Annotated in this window: 16 protein-coding genes; 7 read left to right on the top strand and 9 right to left on the bottom strand. The window is 66.9% G+C overall.

Annotation, left to right across the window (positions count from 1 at the left end; all coding sequences use genetic code 11):
- From HB681_RS26735 to HB681_RS26720, 4 genes are all read right to left on the bottom strand, one after another.
- Positions 1-255: UxaA family hydrolase (locus HB681_RS26735; protein WP_256735116.1), on the bottom strand; the 255-nt coding region annotated here is incomplete at its 3' end.
- Positions 256-283: 28 nt separating this feature from the next.
- Entirely contained in the window at positions 284-1,621 is a 1,338-nt protein-coding gene (locus HB681_RS26730; protein WP_213957916.1) for an MFS transporter, read from the bottom strand.
- Between the two features lie 126 nt (positions 1,622-1,747).
- Positions 1,748-3,040 (bottom strand): MFS transporter, encoded by a 1,293-nt coding sequence (locus HB681_RS26725; RefSeq protein WP_213957907.1) that lies wholly within the window; start codon positions 3,038-3,040, stop codon positions 1,748-1,750.
- A gap of 50 nt (positions 3,041-3,090) precedes the next feature.
- A complete protein-coding gene (locus HB681_RS26720; protein WP_213957906.1) occupies positions 3,091-3,918 on the bottom strand; it encodes an NAD(P)-dependent oxidoreductase in 828 nt (275 codons plus the stop codon).
- 339 nt (positions 3,919-4,257) lie between these two features.
- Between HB681_RS26720 and HB681_RS26715 the strand changes: the two genes are divergently transcribed.
- Complete coding sequence (locus tag HB681_RS26715; protein WP_213957905.1) at positions 4,258-5,280, top strand: LacI family DNA-binding transcriptional regulator; 1,023 nt, start codon at positions 4,258-4,260, stop codon at positions 5,278-5,280.
- Positions 5,281-5,304: 24 nt separating this feature from the next.
- Here the strand turns inward: HB681_RS26715 and HB681_RS26710 are convergent, their stop codons facing one another.
- Positions 5,305-6,075 carry an SDR family oxidoreductase gene (locus HB681_RS26710; protein ID WP_213957904.1) on the bottom strand — a complete coding sequence of 257 codons (771 nt, stop codon included), beginning with the start codon at positions 6,073-6,075 and terminating at the stop codon, positions 5,305-5,307.
- A 247-nt stretch (positions 6,076-6,322) separates the two neighbouring features.
- Between HB681_RS26710 and hppD the strand changes: the two genes are divergently transcribed.
- The 4 genes from hppD to HB681_RS26690 are packed head-to-tail and all read left to right on the top strand — an operon-like array spanning position 6,323 to position 10,087.
- Positions 6,323-7,408 (top strand): 4-hydroxyphenylpyruvate dioxygenase, encoded by a 1,086-nt coding sequence (gene hppD, locus HB681_RS26705; protein WP_213957903.1) that lies wholly within the window; start codon positions 6,323-6,325, stop codon positions 7,406-7,408.
- Positions 7,409-7,419: 11 nt separating this feature from the next.
- The gene (locus HB681_RS26700) at positions 7,420-7,728 is read left to right on the top strand and encodes a 4a-hydroxytetrahydrobiopterin dehydratase (RefSeq protein ID WP_213957902.1); all 309 of its coding nucleotides are present in this window, start codon (positions 7,420-7,422) and stop codon (positions 7,726-7,728) included.
- Between the two features lies 1 nt (position 7,729).
- Positions 7,730-8,665: a phenylalanine 4-monooxygenase gene (phhA, locus tag HB681_RS26695; protein WP_213957901.1), complete on the top strand. Its 936-nt coding sequence runs from the start codon at positions 7,730-7,732 to the stop codon at positions 8,663-8,665.
- Between the two features lie 45 nt (positions 8,666-8,710).
- Positions 8,711-10,087: a 3-deoxy-7-phosphoheptulonate synthase class II gene (locus HB681_RS26690; protein ID WP_213957900.1), complete on the top strand. Its 1,377-nt coding sequence runs from the start codon at positions 8,711-8,713 to the stop codon at positions 10,085-10,087.
- 69 nt (positions 10,088-10,156) lie between these two features.
- Here HB681_RS26690 and HB681_RS26685 read toward each other — a convergent pair whose 3' ends face one another.
- Entirely contained in the window at positions 10,157-10,657 is a 501-nt protein-coding gene (locus HB681_RS26685) for an Lrp/AsnC family transcriptional regulator (protein WP_213957899.1), read from the bottom strand.
- Between the two features lie 91 nt (positions 10,658-10,748).
- On the opposite strand from HB681_RS26685, the gene HB681_RS26680 reads away from it, so the two are divergent.
- On the top strand, positions 10,749-14,339 hold the full coding sequence (locus HB681_RS26680) for an indolepyruvate ferredoxin oxidoreductase family protein (RefSeq protein ID WP_213957898.1): 3,591 nt from the start codon (positions 10,749-10,751) through the stop codon (positions 14,337-14,339).
- 8 nt (positions 14,340-14,347) lie between these two features.
- Here HB681_RS26680 and HB681_RS26675 read toward each other — a convergent pair whose 3' ends face one another.
- Complete coding sequence (locus tag HB681_RS26675; protein ID WP_213957897.1) at positions 14,348-15,310, bottom strand: AEC family transporter; 963 nt, start codon at positions 15,308-15,310, stop codon at positions 14,348-14,350.
- 125 nt (positions 15,311-15,435) lie between these two features.
- Between HB681_RS26675 and HB681_RS26670 the strand changes: the two genes are divergently transcribed.
- Complete coding sequence (locus tag HB681_RS26670) at positions 15,436-16,641, top strand: CoA transferase (protein WP_213957896.1); 1,206 nt, start codon at positions 15,436-15,438, stop codon at positions 16,639-16,641.
- Between the two features lie 30 nt (positions 16,642-16,671).
- Here the strand turns inward: HB681_RS26670 and HB681_RS26665 are convergent, their stop codons facing one another.
- Both HB681_RS26665 and HB681_RS26660 read right to left on the bottom strand, forming a co-directional pair.
- Positions 16,672-17,619, bottom strand: a complete 948-nt coding sequence (locus HB681_RS26665) for an aldo/keto reductase (RefSeq protein WP_213957895.1) — start codon at positions 17,617-17,619, stop codon at positions 16,672-16,674.
- On the bottom strand, positions 17,595-18,896 hold the full coding sequence (locus HB681_RS26660) for a TRAP transporter permease (RefSeq protein ID WP_213957894.1): 1,302 nt from the start codon (positions 18,894-18,896) through the stop codon (positions 17,595-17,597). The genes HB681_RS26665 and HB681_RS26660 overlap by 25 nt, the downstream gene beginning before the upstream one ends.
- Between the last annotated feature and the right edge of the window lie 27 nt (positions 18,897-18,923).

Genomic DNA, 18,923 nt, shown 5'->3' with positions numbered 1-18,923 from the left:
TTCATGCACCCAGGTGCCCGCGGGCAGCGGCTTGAGCGCATAGCCGATGACCACGTTGTAGCGGCGCACCTCGCCGCCCTCGGGAATGTCGACCAGCGCGACCTTGTGCGCCTGCGGCACCTTGTCCACCAGCGTCAGGCCCGAAGGGAACTCCGTGCCGGCGGGCAGCCCGCCGTCGTTGGCCACGATCGCGACGTTGTCGGCATCGTGCATGGTGATGAACAGGGGCGCCATTGGCAGTGTTTCGCTTTTCATGTGGGACTCCGATGATTCATTCAGTTCGTCAGTGCTTGAGCTCGATGCGCTTGATGTCCTTCACGATCACCAGGTACGCGAAGACCGTCACCAGCGCATTCAATCCCACGAACACCAGCGCCCCGGCAAACGACCCGGTCGCAGCCAGGATGTAGCCAATGACGATCGGCGTCACGATACCCGCCACGGCGCCAAAGGTGTTGAAGATGCTGCCGGCCAGGCCGATCACTTCCTTGGGTGCCACGTCGGCCATCACCGCCCAGCCCAGTGCGCCGAAGCCCTTGCCGAAGAAGGCGAGCGCCATGAGGCCCACGATCATCCAGTCGGCCGAGACGTAGTTGCACAGGATCATGGTCATCGACATCAGCATGCCGACGACGATGGGCGTCTTGCGCGCCGCGGTCGCCGTGAAGCCCTTGCGCATCATCCAGTCCGACACCACGCCGCCGAACACTCCGCCGACGAAACCGCAGATGGCCGGCAGCGACACCATGAAGCCGGCCTGCATGATGGTCATGTGCCGTTCCTGCACCAGGTACACCGGGAACCAGGTCAGGAAAAAGTAGGTCAGCACGTTGATCGAGAACTGGCCGATGTAGACGCCCAGCAGCATGCGGTTGGTCAACAGCTGCTTCACGTAGAAGGCCGTCTGGCCCTTGGGCAACGCGGCGGCAGTGGGGCCGCCACGCTCGCCCATGTGGATCAGGCCGCCGCCGGTTTCGATGTGGTCGAGTTCTGCCTTGTTGACCGAAGGATGCCTGGCCGGGCTGTGGATCAGGAACCACCAGGCGATCGCCAGTGACACGCCCAATGCGCCCATGAACAGGTAGACGTAGTGCCAGCCGAGCCAATGCGTCACCGCCGCCATGATCGGCGTGAAGACCACCGCCGCGAAGTACTGCGCCGCATTGAAGATCGCAGAGGCGGTGCCGCGCTCCTTGGTCGGGAACCAGCTCGCGACCACCTTGGCATTGGCCGGGAAAGCGGGCGCTTCCGCCATGCCGACAAAGAAGCGCATCACGAACAGCGTCGTCACCGCCAGCGCCGCACTGGTCGCCACGCCGATCGACGCCTGCATCAGCGTGAACACCGACCAGAAGAAGATGCTCGCCGCGTAGACCTTGCGCGCGCCGAAGCGGTCCAGCAGCCAGCCGCCCGGCATCTGCGAGAGCACGTAGGCCCAGCTGAAGGCCGAGAAGATGTAGCCCATCTGGATCGTGTCGAAGCCGAACTCCTGGCGCATCGCCGGGCCGGTGATCGACAGGGTGGCGCGGTCGGCGTAGTTCACCGTGGTCACGATGAAGATCATCAGCAGCACCCAGTAGCGCACGCGCGTGGGTTTGCTTGCTTCCGCAGTGCTGGGCATGGCGTCGGGCGAGTCTTTGAGGGTGAGTGTCTGATTCATCGATGTCTCCGTGGGCTTGGGTCGGGCCGGCGTTTGCTGCTTCATGTGCAGGGACGCCGACGCTTCTCGTTCAGCAGGTGCTTCGGTTCACTTGGCCACGGCGACTGCCGGCTGCCAGCGCGGTTCGGGCACCCGGTCGCCGCTTCGGGCCAGCAGGCACACGACCACGGCTGCGGCGATGTCGAACACCGCCAGCACCACGAACAGCGGGCTGTAACCCACTTGCGTGACGAGCACGCCGAACAGTGCGGTGAACGCCGCGGCGCCCAGGTAGCCCGCCATGCCGCCCATGCCGGTGGCCGTGGCGACTTCGTTCTTGCCGAACATGTCCGAGGTGATGGAGTACAGGGCGCCCGACAGCGTCTGGTGCGCAAAGCCACCCACGCACAGCAGCGCAATCGCGACGTACGGGCTGGCGACGAAGCCGACGCAGGCCGGACCGACCATGCACAGGGCGCCGAAGACGAACACCATCTTCCGTGACGTGAACAGCGAGACCTTGGCGTACTTGTGGAAGAGCGGGCTCAGGTAGCCGCCCAGCACGCAGCCGATGTCCGCGGCCAGGAAGGGCATCCACGCGAACATGGCCACTTCCTTCAGGTTCATGTGGCGCTCGGTCATCATGTAGAGCGGGATCCACGCGTTGAAGGTCTGCCATGCCGGCTCGGACAGGATGCGCGGGATGCCGATGGCCCAGAAGTCGCGGCTGCGGATCATCTCGGTCCACTTGCGCTTGGCCGCGCCGGCGGTGCTGTACTTTGCCTCCTGGCCGGAAAGGATGTAGTCACGCTCCTTGTCGGTCAGGGCCGCGTGGTCCTTCGGATGGCGATAGAACAGCATCCACAACGCACTCCACACGATGCCCAGCGCGCCGACGATCAGGAAGGCCCATTGCCATTGCCCGTGCATCAGGGCCCAGACCACCAGCGGCGGTGCCAGCAAGGCGCCGACCGAGGAGCCGATGTTGAACCAGCCGATCGCCACCGAGCGTTCCTTGGCCGGGAACCATTCCGTCGTCGACTTGACGCCGGCGGGAATGCCGGCCGCCTCGGTCAGGCCCAGCACGCCGCGGAAGAAGGCCAGGCTTTGCCAACCCGTGGACCATGCAGCCGCGGCGCATGCCAGCGACCAGAGCAGCGCGAAGATGCCGAAGCCGATCTTGGTGCCGATCGCGTCGAGCAGGTAGCCCGCGACAGGCTGCATGAACGCGTAGCAAAGCTGCCATGCGACCACGATGTGCGAGTACTGCTCCACCGTGATGTTGAGGTCCTTCATCAGCGTCGGTGCTGCCACCGACAGCGTGTTGCGCGCGAGGTAATTGACGATGAGGCCGGCCGAAACCAGACCGACCATCCACCAGCGCAAGCCTTTGATCTTCATCGTGATGTCTCCTGTTGTGTATGAATCCGGGAGTTCAGGAAAAGGGAGCGTCAGGCGGCGACGGCCACGGGCCGCTGCGCCGCGATGTCATCCCGCGAGTAATCGATGCCGACGAAGCTGCCGCCCTGGAAGCGTTGGCCCAGGGCGTCGAGTGGGTTCGGCCGGGCCAGCACCTCGGCGGCGAAGGCTTCCGCGTCCTGCGTCGGCTTGAAGCCCAGCCGTTCGGCGCCGCTGTTGTCCCACCAGCTGCGCTTGTTCGCCGACACGCCCCATACGACCAGGAAGCCCACGTCCTCGGCTTCTATGCAGCGGTCGACGAAATGCAGCAGGTCGTCGTGGCCGAACCAGGTGCTCAGGTGGCGGGGCTCTGTCGGCCGCTCGATGCAGCTGCCGATGCGCACGCAGATGCTCTCGATGCCGTGCTTGTCCCAGTACATGCGCGCCAGGCCTTCGCCCCACAACTTGCTCAGGCCGTAGAAGCCGTCGGGGCGCAGCGCGCAATCGAGGTCGAGCTTGTCGATGACCGGGTACATGCCGATCGCGTGGTTGGAGCTGGCGAAGACGATGCGGCGCACGCCGTTGCGCCGTGCGCCTTCGTAGACCTCGACCAGCGCGCGCAGGTTGTTCTCGATGATCTCGGGCAGGGGCTTCTCGACGCTCGTGCCGGCCAGGTGGATCAGCACGTCGACGCCCTGGAGCAGCCGGTCGACCACGGCGCTGTCGCGCAGGTCGCCATGCATCAGGTCCTCGCCGTCGACCAGGGGCACCAGCGGCTTGCTGCCGGCGGCGGAGCGCAGCGGGACGCCGCGCGCGATCAATGCGGTGCGCAGCACGGCGCCGAGTTGGCCGCCGGCGCCGCTGAGGGCGATCTTCTTCATGAGTTGGTCCTTTGCTGCGCCGTGGGGCGCCTGTGGTTTGTCTTGTGCCGCCAGTCAAACTGGTAACGTTGTCATTTTTTGCCGCAAGGAGCAGGTCTTCCGCCAGCATTCCCATGGAGCCTGCCGTCTGATGCCTCGGTCTGCTCTGCTGGGATATGCAAATGATATCGTTGTCATTTATGGCGTCAATCGACATTTCGTGCGGGTTTTCCCTTGGTCTCGCCGATGGTTTATGGGGAGAAGTTGCCAGGACGGACAGTCGTTGACGCCCGCCACGCAAGGCGGATTCAAGCCGCCTTTCCGGGCTATATTGCTAACGTTGTCAATCTCCAAGAGACCATGAACGCGCCCCTTCCATTCAAGCCCTCGACCCTGCATGACGTGGCACGCGAAGCAGGCGTCTCGCTGATCACAGCGTCGCGGGCCTTGAGCAATCCGGGGCTGGTGTCGGACAAGACCATCGCGCGCGTCAAGCAGGCAGTCGAGGTCACCGGCTACACCCCCAATCTCCTGGCGGGCGGCCTGAAGTCGAAGCGCAGCCTGCTCGTCGCGGCGCTGGTGCCGGCGCTCTCGGTCTCGCAATTCCTGCCGACGGTGGGCGCGCTGAACGAATCCCTGGCCGCGGCCGGTTACCAGCTCATCATCGGGCAGACCGGGTACGACACGGCGCGCGAGGAAGCCATGCTCAACACGATGATCAGCCGTCGGCCCGACGGCATCGTGGTGACGGGGCTGGTGCAATCGCAGGCTGGCCGGGATCGGCTCCAGCGCGCCGGCATTCCGGTCGTCGAGACCTGGGACTTCACGGAGCGGCCCGTGGACATGCTGGTCGGCTTCTCGCTGCTGAAAGTCGGCGGCGCGGTGGCCGGCTACTTCCTTGGCAAGGGCTGGCACAAGGTTGGCGTGGCCACGGGGAGCGATCAGCGCGCCCTGATGCGCCGCGAAGGATTCGTGGCAACCATCGGCCGGGACGTGCCGACGGCGGTGGTACCGGCGCCCAGCAACCTCGAACTGGGGCGCCGCGCGCTGGCGGAACTGCTGCAGAAGGAGCCGGCATTGCGCGCTGTCTGCTGCAGTTCAGACCAGTTGGCCCACGGCGTGTTGATCGAAGCGCAGGCACGCGGGCTGCGCGTCCCGGAGGACCTGGCCATCTGCGGTTTCGGCAATGCGGACTTCTCGGCGCATACCGTGCCGTCGATCAGCACCGTGCACGTCGACGGCCCCGAGATCGGCCGGCTCGCGGCCCGCATGATCGTCGAGCGCTGCCGTGGGGAGACCGTTGCGCAGCCCGTGGTCGACATCGGCTTCCGGATCGTCGAGCGGGGCTCTACGGCGGCCGAGACGCTCGCTCTTTCGAGTTGACCGGCCCCGACTTGCAGCCGCTGGCTACAGCGACGAGCAAAGGTGCCCGCCGTCGACCGGCACGCAGGCGCCGGTCATCCACGATCCCGCGTCGGTGGCCAGCAGCAACAGCAGTCCGTTGAGATCCTCGGGCTTGCCGAGGCGGCGCATCGGGATGCGCTTGATCAGGGCCTTGCCATAGTCGGTTTCCCACATCGCGTCGGTCATCTCGGTGCCGATGTAGCCGGGTTCGATCGCATTGACGCGGATGCCGTAGCGGGCCCATTCGAGCGCCAGGCTCTTGGTCATGTGCACGACAGCCGCCTTGGACGTCGAATACGGCGTGATGCCCGGCATGACGCGCTCGCCCTGGATGGACGCGATGTTGACGATCGAGCCGCCACGGCCGGCCGCCTGCCAGCGGCGGGCTGCGCGGACCGCGACCAGCCAGACCGCGCGTACGTTGACGGCCATCAAGTCGTCGTACGCCTTCGTCGGCAAGGTGAGCGACGCGCCTTCGCCGGATACGCCAGCGTTGTTGATGACGACGTCGAGGACGTCACCCGATGCATCGATCGCGGCGAAGGCGTCGTCGATCGACTGCTCGGAGGCCGCGTCCATCTCCACGACAGTGACCTGCGGCGAGCCCAGTTGCTCCAGGTCCTTGGCCAGCGCGTCGAGCCTGCTCTTGCGCCGCGCGGCAATCACCACCTGGGCCTTGCAGCCGGCGGCCAGGCGCGCGAAGTTTTCACCGAGCCCCGACGAGGCCCCCGTCACCAGCACCCGCTTGCCGGCGAGTTTGTCGCCAAGGTTCATGAGAAGTCTCCTCTGTTGTTCGTGGCGGAAACGCCGCGCGCTCATGTTCGCGCGCTTTGCCAGGTCACGCAATGCTGTGAAAAGACGGCGCTTCGGCACGATATGAATATTTGAACGTGCAAACGTCAGATCGAAGACGCAGGATTCCTGCGTATTGAGGCCAACACATACAAAACTTGCAAGATTGTTGCGGCGCAAATCCCTAGCATCGTGGGTATTCGATCCAACCCACACACGAGACCTCCGCATGACCGATCTTTTCGAGAACCCCATGGGCCTTCAAGGCTTCGAATTCGTTGAATTCGCCGCGCCCGTCGCCAACACCCTGGAGCCCTTTTTTGAAAAGCTCGGCTTCACGCTCGTCGCGAAGCACCGCTCCAAGGACGTGGTGCTCTACCGCCAGGGCGACATCAACTTCATCGTCAACCGCGAGCCGCACAGCCCCGCCGCCTACTTCGCGTCAGAGCACGGCCCGTCGGCCTGCGGCCTGGCGTTCCGCGTGAAGGACTCGCACAAGGCGTACGCACGCGCCCTCGAACTGGGCGCGCAGCCCATCGAGATCGCGACGGGCCCGATGGAACTTCGCCTGCCCGCCATCAAGGGCATCGGCGGCGCACCGCTGTACCTCATCGACCGTTTCGAAGACGGCAAGTCGATCTACGACATCGACTTCGAGTTCATCGAAGGCGTTGACCGCCACCCGCCGGGCCATGGCCTCAAGGTGATCGACCACCTGACCCACAACGTCTACCGCGGCCGCATGACCTTCTGGGCCAACTTCTACGAGAAGCTCTTCAACTTCCGCGAGATCCGCTACTTCGACATCCAGGGCGAGTACACCGGCCTGACCTCCAAGGCGCTGACCGCACCCGACGGCAAGATCCGCATCCCGCTGAACGAGGAATCGTCCAAGGGCTCGGGCCAGATCGAGGAATTCCTGATGAAGTTCAACGGCGAGGGCATCCAGCACATTGCGCTGTCGAGCGACAACCTCATCGACACCATCGACCAGCTGGGCCTGGCCGGCGTGCCGCTGATGACCGCGCCGAACGACATCTACTACGAGATGCTGGAAACGCGCCTGCCGGGCCACGGCGAACCCATCGGGGAACTGCAGGCAAGGGGCATTCTGCTCGACGGCACCACTGAAGGCGGCCAGCCCCGTCTGCTGCTTCAGATCTTCTCGGAGACCGCGTTCGGCGGCCCGGTGTTCTTCGAGTTCATCCAGCGCAAGGGCGACTACAGCGACGGCTTCGGCGAAGGCAACTTCAAGGCGCTGTTCCAGTCGATCGAACGCGACCAGGTGCGCCGCGGCGTGCTGCAAGCCGCTTGAGCGACCGCACGATGAAACTCCCGTCGCAAGACCTTGGCCGCCTGCTGGGCGACGTGCCGCAATGGCAGTTCAGCGAGGACCGCGGCGGCCTGATCCGTCGCGAGTTCGTCTTCGCCGACTTCCGCCAGGCCTTCGGCTTCATGACCCAGGTCGCGCTGGCGGCCGAGAAGCAGGACCATCACCCGGAGTGGTCGAACGTCTACAACCGCGTGGACATCACGCTGACCACGCACGACGTGGGCGGCCTGTCGATGCGCGACATCGAGGCCGCGTTGCAGGCCGACCGCGTCTTTGCAGCCACTGCTGCGCTGGAACACTGACATGCTCCAACAGCTTCAGACATTCGCCACCCCGCATGACGACACGGCGTTGCACGGCCTCGCAGCCGGCGAGAAGCCCGAGCGCGCCGACTGGACCATCGACCAGGGCTGGCACAACTACACCCCGGCCGAGCATGCCGTGTGGAAGACTCTGTTCGAGCGCCAGTCGAAGCTGCTGCCAGGCCGAGCCTGCGACGAGTTCGTCGCCGGCATGAAGGACCTGCCGATCGGCCCCGAGCAGATTCCCGACTTCGAACGGCTCAGCGAGGTGCTGATGAAGCGCACCGGCTGGCAGGTGGTTGCTGTGCCGGGCCTGGTGCCGGACGAGGTGTTCTTCGAGCACCTGGCGAATCGTCGCTTTCCCGCGGGGCATTTCATCCGCAAGCCGCACGAGCTCGACTACCTCGAAGAACCCGATGTGTTCCACGACGTGTTCGGGCATGTGCCGATGCTGATGAACCCGGCCATCGCCGACTATATCCAGGCCTACGGCGTGGGCGGCTTGCGGGCGCAGAAGCTGGGCGTGCTCGACAAGCTGGCGCGCGTGTACTGGTACACGGTGGAATTCGGCCTGGTGAAGCAGGCCGACGGCTTGCGCATCTACGGCGCCGGCATCGCCTCGTCGTTCACGGAGACGGTGTTCTCCCTCGACGACCCGTCCCCCAACCGCATCCGCTTCGACCTGGAGCGGGTGATGCGCACCAACTACCGCATCGACGATTTCCAGGAGAGCTACTTCGTGATCGACAACCTGGATGAGCTGCTCAAGCTTGCCGAGGTCGACTTCGCGCCGCTCTACCAGCGCATCGCCGGCCAGCGCGACTATCAGCCCGGCACGTTGTTGCCCACCGACACGCTGTTGACGCGCGGCACCGGCAGCTATCACGACGCGAAGCGCAAGCAGTCCTTCGAGGCCAGGGCGGTGGCGCACGCCTGAGCGCGGCACGCGCAAGCCGGCGCTGAAGTCGCGGTATCGTGCGGCATGACCGACACCGCACCTTCGACCACGGCGTGGTCGCCCGACAGCTGGCGCCGCTTTCCGGTGGCGCAGATGCCGAGCTATCCGGACCCCGCGGCACTGGCATTGGCCAACAGGCAACTGGCAGCCTGGCCGCCGCTGATCTTCGGCCGCGAGGCGGCCACGCTGCGGGAACGCCTCGCGGCCGTGTCGCGCGGCAAGGCCTTCCTGCTGCAGGGCGGCGATTGCGCGGAGAGCTTCGACGAACTGAGTGCCGGCACCGTGCGCGACTCGTTCCGCGTGATCCTGCAGATGGCGGTGCTGCTGACCTTCGCGGCCTCCTGCCCGGTCGTGAAGATCGGCCGCATGGCAGGCCAATATGCCAAGCCGCGGTCATCGGACATGGAGTCGGTGGATGGCGTGAGCCTGCCGTCCTATCGCGGCGACATCGTCAACGGCGCCGAGTTCTCGCCAGCCGCGCGCACGGCCGACCCGCAGCGCCTGCTGCGCGCCTACTCGCACTCCGCGGCCACGCTGAACCTGCTGCGCGCGATGGCCCAAGGCGGCTTCGCTGACCTGCACGAGGTGCATCGCTGGACCTCCGACTTCGTGCGCCACAGCCCGCAGGGCGAGCGCTTCGAGGCGGTGGCACAAAGCATCGAGGAGGCGCTGGCCTTCATGGAAGCCTGCGGCTTCGACGCCAGCAGTTCGCCGCAGGTCAAGGAGGTGGAGTTCTACACCTCGCACGAGGCGCTGCACCTTCACTACGAAGAGGCCCTCACGCGCCGCGACGACGCCACCGGCCGCTGGTACGGCGGCTCGGCCCACATGCTCTGGCTGGGCGAACGCACGCGCTCGCTGGACGGCGCGCACGTCGAGTTCATGCGCGGCATCGACAACCCGATCGGCTGCAAGCTCGGGCCCAACGCGAAGCCCGACGACCTGCTGCGACTGCTCGACACGCTCAACCCCGGCAACATCGAAGGCCGCATGGTGCTCATCACGCGCATGGGCGCCGACCTGCTGGCCGAGCGCCTGCCTGGATTGATCGCGGCGGTGCAGCGCGAACACCGCAGCGTGGTCTGGTGCTGCGACCCGATGCACGGCAACACCGTGACCACATCGGCCGGCTACAAGACGCGCGACTTCCCGCGCATCCTGGCCGAGGTGCGCAGCTTCTTCGACGTGCATGCGGCCGCCGGCAGCTATGCGGGCGGCGTGCACTTCGAGATGACCGGCCAGGACGTCACCGAATGCACCGGCGGCGCGCAAGGCTTGACCGAGGCCGGCTTGCAGGCGCGCTACCTGAGCGCGTGCGACCCGCGGCTCAATGGGTCGCAGAGCCTGGAACTGGCGTTTCTCGTGGCCGAGATGCTGAAGGCGCGACGGCGCAGGACTTGAGCCCGCCCGCCGGATGCGCGCCCTCGAGGCGGCCGCCTGGTTGCCGAAGCCTGCGCCAGGCGCGATGCTTCAGCGTTGCCGCATTGCCGTCCCCGACTCGATCGGCAGGCTGCCTTCGTTCTTGACCTCCCGCAGCACGATCGCCGAGCGCACGTGCGTCACGCCGGCCTGCTCGAACAGCGTGGCGTGCAGGAATTTTTCGTAGTGCTTGATGTCCGGCACGAGCACCGTGAGGATGTAGTCGGCCGGCCCGGTCGCCGCGACGCAGCGCACGATCTGCGGGCTGGCCGCCACCGCCTTCTCGAAGTCCCGCACATTCGACTCATGATGCCGGTCCAGGTTGACCTCGGTCACTGCCGCGAGGTTGAGGCCGACCTTCTCCCTGTCCACCACGACCGTGTAACCGCGGATCACGCCCGAGGCTTCCATCTCCTTGATGCGGCGCCAGCATGGCGTGGAGGAGAGCCCCACCTTGTCGGCAATCTGCTGGACCGTCTGGCGGGCGTCGCGCTGGAGTTCGTGGAGGATCTGCAGCGAGTGATTGTCGAGAGGAATGAAATCGTCGTTCATGGCTTGAATCGAGAATCGTGTTCTCGAATTGAGGGTTGCTTCGAGCGCAATGGAGAGAATATTCCTTGCGTATGCGAAGAACAATCCTTGCATGACTCACGCTTCCGTTGCGCAGCCGCTGGCGCGCGCCGACTACAAGCTCGCCGATGGCCTCTGGGCCCATTCAGGCGCCATCTACCTCACCGGCACGCAGGCCCTGGTGCGCGTGCTCCTGATGCAGCGCCGGCGCGACGCGGCGCGTGGCCTCCGCACGCAAGGCTTCGTCAGCGGCTATCGCGGCTCGCCGCTGGGCATGGTCGACCTGGCCATCTGGAAGGCCGGCGCCAGCTTCAAGGACGCCGGTATCCGTTTCGTGCCGGCCATCAACGAGGAGTTGGCGGCCACGCAGGTGCTGGGCACGCAACGCGTCGAGTCCGACCCCGAGCGCACGGTCGAGGGCGTGTTCGCGATGTGGTACGGCAAGGGGCCGGGCGTGGACCGCGCGGGCGATGCGCTCAAGCACGGCAACGCCTACGGCTCCTCTCCGCACGGCGGCGTGCTGGTGGTGGCGGGCGACGACCACGGTTGCGTGTCATCGTCGATGCCGCACCAGAGCGACCATGCCTTCATGGCCTGGAGCATGCCGGTGCTGCAGCCGGCCAGCGTGGCCGAGTACCTGGAGTTCGGCCTGTATGGCTATGAACTGTCGCGCTTCTGCGGCGCCTGGGTCGGCATGGCGGCGCTGTCGGAGGTGGTGGAGAGCGCGGGGACGGTCGACCTCGACATCGTGAACGCCCGTGTCGCGGCCTGGGCCGATGCAAACGCCGTGCGCGGCATCACCGGCCACAGTGCGCCGTCCGATGGCCTGCACTACCGCTGGCCCGACCTGCCGTCGCTGCGCATCGAATCGCGGCTGGCCGACAAGCTGGAGGCCGTCGCCGCCTTCACCCGCGTCAACAGCATCGACCGCCACATCATCGAGAGCCCGCATGCCACGGCCGGCATCGTGACCTGCGGCAAGGCGCACTACGACCTCATGGAAGTGCTGCGCCGGCTGGAGGTGACGCCCGAGAGCCTCGCGCGCGTGGGCGTGCGGCTCTACAAGGTGGGCCTGAGCTTCCCGATCGAGCAGACGCGGATCAAGGCCTTCGCGCAGGGGCTGGACGAGATCCTGGTGATCGAGGAGAAGGGCGCGATCGTCGAGACGCAGTTGCGCGACCTGTTCTACAACGCGCCGGCCGGTGCGCGCCCGGCGCTGGTCGGCAAGAACGACCGCGACGGCCACCCGCTGGTCTCCGCGCTCGGCGAATTGCGGCCTTCGCGGCTGATCGAACTGGTGGCGCACTGGCTCGCGGCCCGCTTTCCCGACAACACCGAACTGGGCGACCACTTCCGGCACGTCCGCGATTTCACGCTGCCCGAACTGCTGAGCAACGGCGGCGATTCGGTCAAGCGACTGCCGTACTTCTGCGCCGGCTGCCCGCACAACACCAGCACCAGGGTGCCCGAGGGCTCGACCGCGCGGGCCGGCATCGGCTGCCACTTCCTGGCCAACTGGATGGACCGCAGCACCGCCGGGCTGATCCAGATGGGCGGGGAGGGCGTCGACTGGGTCTCGCACTCGATGTTCACGCGCACCCCGCACGTGTTCCAGAACCTCGGCGACGGCACCTATTACCACTCCGGTTATCTCGCGATCCGCCAGGCCGTGGCGGCGAAGGCCACGCTGACCTACAAGATCCTCTTCAACGATGCGGTGGCGATGACCGGAGGGCAACCGGTGGACGGCGTCATCAGCGTGGATGCGATCGCGCGGCAGGTGGAATCCGAAGGCGTGAAGCAGGTGGTGGTCGTGAGCGATGCCATCGACAAGTACGACGCGCTCAAGAGTCGTTTCCCGGCCGGCACCGAGTTCCATGACCGCAGCGAACTCGACGCCGTGCAGCGTCGCCTGCGCGAAGTGCCGGGTGTCACGGTGCTGATCTACGAACAGACCTGCGCGGCCGAGAAGCGCCGGCGCCGCAAGAAGGGCGAATTGCAAGACCCGCCCAAGCGCCTCTTCATCAACGAGGCCGTCTGCGAAGGCTGCGGCGACTGCACCGTGCAAAGCAATTGCGTGGCGGTGCTGCCACTGGAGACCGGGCTCGGCCGCAAGCGCCAGATCGACCAGACCAGTTGCAACAAGGACTATTCCTGCGCCAAGGGCTTCTGCCCCAGCTTCGTAGGTGTGACCGGCGGCGCATTGCGCAAGAAGAGTGGCGCGCTTGCGGCGGGTCGTGCGGCTTTCCTCCAGCATGTGGCCGAGCTGCCGGTGCCTGGCGGGCATCGGTGGGATGGCCCGTACGACCTGCTCGTCACGGGCGTCGGCGGCACCGGCGTGGTGACGGTGGGCGCGGTGATCGCGATGGCCGCGCACCTGGAAGGCATGTCGGCCAGCGTGCTGGACTTCATGGGCTTTGCGCAGAAGGGCGGCGCGGTGCTGAGCTTCGTGCGGCTGGCCGACCGGCCCGAGCGGCTCAACCAGGTCCGCATCGACACGCAGCAGGCCGATGCCATCCTCGCCTGCGACATCGTCGTCGGCGCATCGGCCGATGCCTTGCAGACCGTGCGCCATGGCCGCACGCGCATCCTCGCGAACACGCACGAGATCCCGGTTGCCGAAGCGCTGCGCAATCCCGATGCCGACCTGAAGGTAGACCTGCTGCTGGAGAAGATGCGTTTCGTTGCCGGCGATGAACAGGTCGAGACCTTCGATGCGCAGACGCTGGCGCAGGAGTTCATCGGCGACACCCAGGCCTCGAACATCCTGGCGATGGGCTACGCATGGCAGCGCGGGCTGATCCCCTTGCGACTCGAATCGATCACGCGTGCGATCGAACTCAACGGCGTGGCCATCGAGGCGAACCACACGGCCTTCTCGCTGGGGCGGCTGGCCGCGGCGGATGCGGATGCGATCCATGGGCTGCGCAGCGCCGCCACGCATGCGCCGCAGGACGAGACGGCGCAGGCGCTGATCGCCGATGCCATCGTTCGCCTGTCCGCCTACCAGGACGCCGCCTGGTCCCGGCGCTACGCAGATCGGCTGCGCGATGTGATGGCGCGCGAGTCCGCGCTGGCGGGTGGCGACGCCAGCCTGCCCGTCACGCGCAGTGCGGCGCGCAGCCTGCTCAAGCTCATGAGCTACAAGGACGAGTACGAAGTGGCGCGGCTCTACACCGACGGCAGCTTCCGCGAGAAGTTGGCCGAGCAATTCGAGGGCGATATCCAGCTTGAATTCCACATGGCGCCGCCCTTCCTGTCAGGCCCGAAAAACGGCCAGCCGCCGCGCAAGATCCGTATCGGCGGCTGGATGCTGCCGGCGATGAAATGGCTGGCACACGGCAAGCGTTTGCGGGGCACGGCCTTCGACCTGTTCGGCCATACGGAGGAACGCCGGCTGGAGCGCTCGCTCATCGGCCAGTTCGAGGCGCGGCTCGACGAGTTGACGGCGCAGTTGTCGCCCTGCAACCAGAAGCTGGCGGCGCAGATCGCCGCGGTGCCGATGACGATCCGCGGCTACGGGCATGTGAAGCTGGCCAACATTGCGATGGCGCGTGCGCGTGAGGCCGAGTTGCTGTATCGCTTTGCGCCCGCGCGCTATCCGCGGCCGGTGGGTGAAGCGAAGGCGGGGCAGATCCGCGGCATCGCCGTTGTCGCCGGCTGATACCGTGGCTACGTCGCGGGTATCCAGCCCGGCAACTCCCCCAGCGACCACAGCAGCAGGCTGATCGTCACGAACGAAAGGACAGTCGCCAGCAGCAGCGCCGCTGCGCAGAGCGCGTCGAAGCCGTACTTCTGCGCCAGGATCGGATAGATGCTGAGCATCGGCACGCCCGCGAACACCACCGCCGCGGCGCGCAGCGAGGGGTCGCTGGGCGGCAGCAGCCACACCAGCAGCCCGACCACCAGCGGATGCAGCACCAGCTTGCCCAGCGCGATCGCCGACACATCGCGCCGCATGCCCTTGATCGGCAGCCCGACCAGCGCGCCGCCGATCACGAACAGCGACACCGCCGCCGAGGACATTGCCAGCATGTTGATCGTGCGGGCCAGCACGCCGCCCGCGATCGGCAGTTCCAGCAAGGCCACGCCGAAGCCGCCGAGCATGGCGAGGATGACCGGATTGCGCGCCAGCTTGCCCATCGATTCCAGCGCGATGCGGTACCACTTGCCGGCGCCCGAACTGCCGCTGTCCGCCATCGCCAGCGTGATCGGGATCATCACCAGGTTCTCGATGACCATGTTCATGGCCAGCGCGACCGCCGCCGTGGCAGGGCCGACCACCTGCACCGCGATCGGGTAGCCGATGAAGCCGCTGTTGGAGCTGGACATGCCCAGGCCGCACAACGCGCTCAGCGTGAAGCTCTTGCCCTGTCGCTGCCAGCCCCAGGCAAAGGCGACCAGCAGCACGATCAGCGAGCCGACCGCATAGTCGGCCATGTAGCGCGCATTGAGGATCTCGCCCACCGGCCGCTGCGACAACGCGGTGAACACCAGCGCCGGCAGCGCGAACTTGACGACGTAGGTGCCCAGCACCCGCATGTCGGCCTTGGAGAAGATCTCCAGTCGCCCCGCCAGGAAGCCCAGCGCGATGACGAGGTAGATCGGGCCGGTGATGCCGAGGATTTGGGTCATGTGCCACGAACGATAGCAAGGTGCGGACAAGGCGCGGTGCGCCTTCCGCGGCCGGGACTGCGCGACGGGCGCTTCCGGCTTTCCACGCATGGATGCGGCTGGCGCCGCGCGGGATACTGGTCCGCATGACGACAGCCGCTTCCCATCCCAGCGCACCGCCCCTGCTCGAAGGCGTGCGCGTGCTCGACTTCGGCCGCTACATTGCCGGCCCCTATTGCGCCGCATTGCTGGGCGACCTCGGCGCCGACGTGATCCGCATCGAGCGCGTGGAAGGTGGCGAGGACCGCCGCGTGCCGCCGGTACTGGAGAGCGGCGAGGGCGGCATGTTCCTGCAGTTGAACCGCAACAAGCGCTGCCTCACGCTCGACCTGGCCAGCGAGGAAGGCCGCGCCATCGTCGAGCAACTGGTGGCCACGGCCGATGTGGTGGTTGCCAACCTGCCGCCCGAGACGCTGCGCGGTCTCGGCCTCGACTACCCGACCCTGAGCGCCCGCAACCCCCGCATCGTGCTGGTGAGCGTGACGGCCTTCGGCACCGAAGGGCCTTCGGCGCGGCAGGCCGGCTTCGACTCGGTCGGCCAGGCGATGAGCGGCGCGATGTTCCTCTCCGGCCTGCCGGATGCGCCGGCGCGCACCGCCGCCACGTGGGTGGACTTCGGCACCGCGCAGGCTTGCGCCATGGGCGCGCTGGCCGCGCTGTGGACGCGCGAGCGAACCGGGCGCGGGCAATGCGTGGAAGGCTCGTTGCTGCAGACGGCCCTGGTGCACACCAACGGCGCGTTGATCGAGCAGGCGCTGCTGGCGAAGAACCGCGTGCCGCAGGGCAACCGCGGCTACCTCGCCGGGCCCAGCGACGTGTTCCGCGCGCGCGACGGCTGGCTCATCGTGCAGACCATCGGGCAGGCGATGTTCGGACGCTGGTGCGAACTGGTCGGGCAACAGGCGATGAAGTCCGACCCGCGTTTCGCCAGCGACGAGCTGCGCGCGCAAAACGGCGAGGCGATCAGCGCCGTCATGCGCGACTGGTGCGCCGCGCGTGGCCGCGACGAGGTGCTGGCGGCGCTGGCTGGCTGCAAGATCCCGGCCGCGCCAGTGAACGACCTGCAGCAGGCGCTCGAGGATGAACAGATCCAGGCCAACGGAATGCTGCAGCGGCAGCGCTTTGGTGCGCAGGCCTATCCGGTGGCGCGCCATCCGGTGGTGATGTCCGCAACGCCGGTCGACTTCAGCCGCGCCGCGCCGGCGCTCGGTGAGCACACCGACGAGATCCTGGCGGAGCTGGGCTATGCGGCGGAGCAGGTCGCGTCGCTGCGCGAACGAAAGCGCGTGTAGACGCGGCAGATGGCCGGCGCCAGAGGCTCCCTACGAAGGCAGGTCCGCCGCGTGCTGCTTCCAGAAGGCGGCATCGGGCACCACGCCCATGCCCGCCTTCGCGTTCTCGGCCATGTGTTCCGGCCGGCTGGTGCCGGGGATGGTGCAGGTCACCGACGGATGGCTCAGCACGAACTTGAGCAGCACCTGCGCCCAGCTCGTGCAGCCGATCTCCGCGGCCCAGGCCGGCAGCGGCTTGTCGCGCAGCCGGCGCAGCAGGCCGCCACCGCCGAAAGGCATGTTCACGATCACCGCCACGCCGCGCTCGGCCGCGAGCGGCAGCAGGCGTTTCTCCGCCGCGCGTTCGTCGAGCGAATAGTTGATCTGCAGGAAGTCCAGCTTCTCCGCGCGCAGCACCGCTTCGACTTCCCCGTAGGCCGACGCGGTGTAGTGCGTGACGCCGAGGTAGCGCACGCGGCCTTGCGCCTTCCAGTCGCGCAGCGTGGCCAGGTGCGTGCGCCAGTCGACCAGGTTGTGCACCTGCATCAGGTCCATATGCTGCGTCTTCAGGCGGGCGAAGGATTGCTCCATCTGCGCAATGCCGGCCTCGCGCCCGCTCGTCCACACCTTGGTTGCGAGGAAGGCCTTGTCGCGGGTCTTCGCGGCGGCCAGCAGGTCGCCCGTGTTGGCCTCGGCGCGGCCGTACATCGGGGAACTGTCGACGACGCGGCCGCCGGCGTCGAACAGGGCGTCGAGCACGCCCGGCAAGCGCGCGTATTCGGCCGTGCCTGGCGAGTAGTCGAAGCCGAGCCAGGTGCCACAGCCGATGACGGGCAGGGCTTCCTGGGTCGAGGGAATGGGGCGGGTGTTCATGCGCGTGTTCGTTGCGGATGTGTGGGCTGCAACGTGAAAGGGTAGGGCAGCGCACGCGACAGCACCCGCGCAAGCTCGCAATAGTTGCGAGCGCGAGAGGCCTATCTCATTCTGGTCGGCAGCCATAGCGCAATGATCGGGAAAGCGATCAGGATGATCAAGCGCAATATGTCCGTCGCGATGAAGGGCAACACGCCCTTGAAGATGGTGGTGAAGCTGACGTCCTTCACCACGCTCTTGATGACGAAGACGTTCATGCCCACCGGCGGATGGATCAGCCCCAGCTCCACCGTCATCACGATGATCACGCCGAACCAGATCGGGTCGAAGCCCAGCGCCACGATCACCGGGAAGATGATCGGCACGGTCAGGATGATCATCGCCATCGCATCCATCAGGCAGCCCAGCACCAGGTACATGAGCATGATGAGCGCCAGCACGCCGTAGCGGCCGATGCCCAGGCCGGTGAGGAACCCGGTGAGCTTCTGCGGGCTCTGCGTGACGGTAAGGAAGTAGCCGAACAGCAGCGCGCCGATCAGCACGGTGAACACGGCCGCGGCCGTGCGCGTGGCGGAGAGCAGGGCTTCGCGGATCTTCGGCCCGTCGAGCTTGCGGCGCAGCAGGCCCAGGATGAAGGCGCCGCTCGCGCCGACGCCGCCGGCTTCGGTGGGCGTGAAGAAGCCGCCGTAGAGCCCGCCGATCACGAACACGAACAGCACCAGCGGCGCCCACACCGCCTTGAGGTCCACCAGCCGCTCCGACCACGGCTTGTGCTCGCCAGCGGGCAGCCAGTCGGGCCGCACGCGCACGATGAGCGCGATGGTCAGCACGTACATCGTCATCGCCAGGATGCCGGGCATGACCCCGGCCATGAACAGCTTGCCGATGTCCTGCTGCGTGAGGATGGCGTAGACCGCCAGCACGGTCGACGGCGGCAGGATCGCGCCCAGCGTGCCGCCGGCCGCGATCACCCCGGTGGAGAAGGACTGCGGATAGTTGAAGCGCCGCATCTCCGGATAGGCCACGGCCGAGAAGGTCGCGGCCGTCGCCACCGAGGAACCGCAGATCGCCGCGAAGCCGCCGCAGGCCAGCACCGTGGCCACGCCGAGCCCGCCGCGCAAATGCCCGATCAAGGAGTTGGCCGCCTTGAACAGTTCACGGCTCACGCCCGACACCGACACCAGCGCGCCCATCAGCATGAACATGGGGATCACGCCGAAGGTGTAGTCGGTGACGGTGCGCATCGAGGTCTGGCCCACCAGCTTGAGGGCAGGGCCGGGGCCGACGATCCAGCTGTAGCCGACCACGCCCACCAGGCCCATCGCCATGCCGACCGGCACACGCAGCAGCATCAATGCGAAAAGCACCACGAAGCCGAGAACCGCGATCGCATCCGTGCTCATGTGGCTCCAAGCTGGCGTGGTGCGGCG

This window comes from Variovorax sp. dw_954, assembly GCF_018449755.1.
Taxonomy (GTDB): Bacteria; Pseudomonadota; Gammaproteobacteria; order Burkholderiales; family Burkholderiaceae_C; genus Variovorax.
This window is presented reverse-complemented; position numbering and strand designations above follow the sequence as displayed.

Bases quoted from the DNA above. Each gene is read 5' to 3' on its own strand.
- HB681_RS26730 (WP_213957916.1), bottom strand. From the start codon at position 1,621: ATGCCCAGCACTGCGGAAGCAAGCAAACCCACGCGCGTGCGCTACTGG.
- HB681_RS26725 (WP_213957907.1), bottom strand. From the start codon at position 3,040: ATGAAGATCAAAGGCTTGCGCTGGTGGATGGTCGGTCTGGTTTCGGCC.
- HB681_RS26720 (WP_213957906.1), bottom strand. From the start codon at position 3,918: ATGAAGAAGATCGCCCTCAGCGGCGCCGGCGGCCAACTCGGCGCCGTG.
- HB681_RS26715 (WP_213957905.1), top strand. From the start codon at position 4,258: ATGAACGCGCCCCTTCCATTCAAGCCCTCGACCCTGCATGACGTGGCA.
- HB681_RS26710 (WP_213957904.1), bottom strand. From the start codon at position 6,075: ATGAACCTTGGCGACAAACTCGCCGGCAAGCGGGTGCTGGTGACGGGG.
- hppD (WP_213957903.1), top strand. From the start codon at position 6,323: ATGACCGATCTTTTCGAGAACCCCATGGGCCTTCAAGGCTTCGAATTC.
- HB681_RS26700 (WP_213957902.1), top strand. From the start codon at position 7,420: ATGAAACTCCCGTCGCAAGACCTTGGCCGCCTGCTGGGCGACGTGCCG.
- phhA (WP_213957901.1), top strand. From the start codon at position 7,730: ATGCTCCAACAGCTTCAGACATTCGCCACCCCGCATGACGACACGGCG.
- HB681_RS26690 (WP_213957900.1), top strand. From the start codon at position 8,711: ATGACCGACACCGCACCTTCGACCACGGCGTGGTCGCCCGACAGCTGG.
- HB681_RS26685 (WP_213957899.1), bottom strand. From the start codon at position 10,657: ATGAACGACGATTTCATTCCTCTCGACAATCACTCGCTGCAGATCCTC.
- HB681_RS26680 (WP_213957898.1), top strand. From the start codon at position 10,749: ATGACTCACGCTTCCGTTGCGCAGCCGCTGGCGCGCGCCGACTACAAG.
- HB681_RS26675 (WP_213957897.1), bottom strand. From the start codon at position 15,310: ATGACCCAAATCCTCGGCATCACCGGCCCGATCTACCTCGTCATCGCG.
- HB681_RS26670 (WP_213957896.1), top strand. From the start codon at position 15,436: ATGACGACAGCCGCTTCCCATCCCAGCGCACCGCCCCTGCTCGAAGGC.
- HB681_RS26665 (WP_213957895.1), bottom strand. From the start codon at position 17,619: ATGGCTGCCGACCAGAATGAGATAGGCCTCTCGCGCTCGCAACTATTG.
- HB681_RS26660 (WP_213957894.1), bottom strand. From the start codon at position 18,896: ATGAGCACGGATGCGATCGCGGTTCTCGGCTTCGTGGTGCTTTTCGCA.